The following is a 2,652-nucleotide window of genomic DNA, read 5'->3' on the forward strand; positions in this document are numbered from 1 at the left end:
CAGCATGATGTCCTCGTTGAGCTCCTTGGCCTCCGATTCCACCATCAGCACGGCGTCCGCGGTGCCGGCGACCACGAGGTCGAGCTGGGTCTCGCCCATCTCGTCGAGCGCGGGATTGAGCACATATTCGTCGTTGATGAAGCCGACGCGCGCGGCGCCGATCGGCCCGCGGAACGGCACGCCCGACAGGGTCAGCGCGGCGGAGGTCGCGACCATCGCCAGCACGTCGGGATCATTCTCCATGTCGTGCGAGAGCGCGGTGACGATGACCTGGGTCTCGTTGCGCCAGCCATCGACGAACAGCGGGCGGATCGGGCGGTCGATCAGACGGGAGACCAGCGTCTCCTTCTCGGTCGGGCGGCCTTCACGCTTGAAATAGCCGCCGGGAATGCGGCCTGCGGCATAGGCTTTTTCCTGGTAATCGACGGTCAACGGCAGGAAGTCGACGCCTTCGCGCGGCGCCTTAGCCGCGACCACGGTCGCCAGCACGACGGTCTCGCCATAGCTGGCGATGACAGCGCCGTCGGCCTGGCGCGCAATCTTGCCGGTCTCCAATCTGAGCGGACGGCCGCCCCAATCGATTTCCACTGAATGAGTATTGAACATCTTGGTCTTCTTTCATCGGTTCACGAAAGAAGGGAGCACGAATCACAAAAACCATGCGCAAGATTGCGGGACGCTGATCGCCGTGAGATCAGCGTCCGGCGATCCTGCCATGGTTTTTGCTGTTCGGATGGCTCCATCCTTCCGGTCGTACGGGCACCTTGCCCGCCTCGAGTCCCAGCCGCCGGATTGCCGCTGGACGCTCCATTTCCATGGCCTGATCGTCTTGGAAAACGGTTACGCAGATTTCCTGAAATCAGGCCCAAACGCAGGATCGTGCCGTGAAAACCGCTGGTCGGGTTCTTCGCAAAATCCATGCAAAAACGCGTGCCCGTTCCGGAGCACGCGTGGGTAAAGCTCAACGACGAATGTTGTGCTTTTCGATCAGCGCCTTGTAGCGCGCCTCGTCGGTCTTTCTTAGGTAGTCGAGCAGCGAACGACGCGTCGACACCAGCTTCAAAAGCCCACGACGCGAATGGTTGTCCTTCACATGGGTCTTGAAATGGCCGGTGAGGTTGTTGATGCGTTCCGACAGGATCGCGACCTGAACCTCCGGCGAGCCGGTGTCGCCGGCCTTGGTGGCACTCGTCTTGATGATTTCCGCCTTGCGCTCCGCGGTAATCGACATCGTCACACTCTTTCGTTTTCGTTGCGACCGGGACTGGCAGTCAGCCCGGTCAGGTTGAACACGCGCTTGGGGATGAGTTCGCCATTGCCAATCTCGGCAAGGGCCAGAAGGCGCCCTGCCACCGTGACATAGACTGTGCCGCTACAATTGGGCGCATCCCGTCCGCGCAACAAAACGGCCTGGCCCCGGTGGAGCCTTGCCGCATCCGCCCGAGTGACGGCCAGTGCCGGGATGTCGTCCAGCGCGGTCTCAACGGGCAAAAGCGCGTCGGCGAGGCTTCCCTCGCCGGACGCGGCTCTATTGCACAAAGCCTCCAACTGTTCCAGCGGAATCATGTCAGATTCGTCAAACGGACCGACAAGCGTCCGCCGCAGCGCGCAGATATGGCCATAACAGCCGAGGATCCGGCCGATATCGCGGGCCAGCGCCCGCACATAGGTGCCCTTCCCGCACTCGGCGTCGAACACCGAATGGCTGCTATCGTCTTGTTCAACTAGGGTTAATTCGTGGATCTCGACCGGCCTTGGGGCCAGCTCGACGACCTCGCCATCGCGCGCCAGATCATAGGCGCGCTCGCCCTGGACCTTGATCGCCGAGTAGCGCGGCGGTGTCTGCTCGATCACGCCGGTGAACTGCGGCAGCAGGGCGCGGATTGCCTCGACGGTCGGCCTGATCTCGCTGGTCTTGACCACCTGCCCCTCGGTGTCGTCGGTATCCCGCTCCTCTCCCCAGGCGACCGTGAAGCGGTAGCGCTTGCGCCCGTCCATCACGAAGGGAACGGTCTTGGTGGCTTCGCCGAGCGCGATCGGCAGGCCGCCGGAAGCGAGCGGGTCGAGCGTGCCGGCGTGCCCTGCGCGCCTGGCTGAAAACAACCGCTTCACCACCGCGACCGCCTGCGTCGACGTCATGCCGATCGGCTTGTCGAGCACGACCCAGCCGTGCACGTCGCGCTTGTCGCGCTTTTTCTGTTCGCGGGCACCTTGCGCGGCCGGGCCATTCGAGACGGGAGGCTGATGCGCTGCTTCGTCGTGGCGCGCACCGAAAAATTTTGTCGTTGCGCCGTCGCGCAAGTCAACCTCCGCTGCGCCGGGCGCGCGGTTCGCCTGTGTCATGGTCATGAGCTCTTGTCCGAATCGGGTGCGAGGTCTCTCTGCACCGCAGGTGTTCGCAGTAATTTCTCGATCCGTTCCGCCTCATCGAATCGTTCGTCGACGCGGAAGCGGATATCAGGAGCAAATTTCAGGTTAACGCGCCGCGCGATCTCGCCGCGCAGGAATTTCTTGTTGCGTTCCAGCGCCGCGACCACGATCTCGGTGTCGCGTCCGCCGAGCGGCATCACATAGATGGTCGCAAGCTTCAGGTCCGGCGACATCCGCACTTCGGGCACGGTGATGATGTGGCCTTCGAGGTCGGCATCATGC

General features: G+C 63.0%; 3 protein-coding genes and 1 pseudogene. All 4 read right to left on the reverse strand.

All coding sequences use genetic code 11. The features are described 5' to 3' along the window. Nucleotides 1-606, reverse strand: a pseudogene (locus JOZ76_RS05805) (polyribonucleotide nucleotidyltransferase); the annotation flags it as partial. A 355-nt stretch (nucleotides 607-961) separates the two neighbouring features. Beyond that, nucleotides 962-1,231, reverse strand: coding sequence for a 30S ribosomal protein S15 (gene rpsO / locus JOZ76_RS05810; RefSeq protein ID WP_291697673.1), 270 nt, complete (start codon nucleotides 1,229-1,231; stop codon nucleotides 962-964). Between the two features lie 2 nt (nucleotides 1,232-1,233). Beyond that, entirely contained in the window at nucleotides 1,234-2,349 is a 1,116-nt protein-coding gene (gene truB, locus JOZ76_RS05815; protein ID WP_441299985.1) for a tRNA pseudouridine(55) synthase TruB, read from the reverse strand. Further along, nucleotides 2,346-2,652, reverse strand: a 307-nt coding sequence (rbfA, locus tag JOZ76_RS05820) for a 30S ribosome-binding factor RbfA (protein WP_291697675.1), incomplete at its 5' end; no start/stop codon positions are given. The genes rbfA and truB, both read right to left, overlap by 4 nt.

The sequence above is a fragment of the Bradyrhizobium sp. genome, assembly GCF_019244115.1.
GTDB lineage: Bacteria > Pseudomonadota > Alphaproteobacteria > Rhizobiales > Xanthobacteraceae > Bradyrhizobium.

Excerpts from the sequence above, each read along its gene's own strand:
- rpsO (WP_291697673.1), bottom strand. The coding sequence starts at position 1,231 with ATGTCGATTACCGCGGAGCGCAAGGCGGAAATCATCAAGACGAGTGCC.
- truB (WP_441299985.1), bottom strand. The coding sequence starts at position 2,349 with ATGACCATGACACAGGCGAACCGCGCGCCCGGCGCAGCGGAGGTTGAC.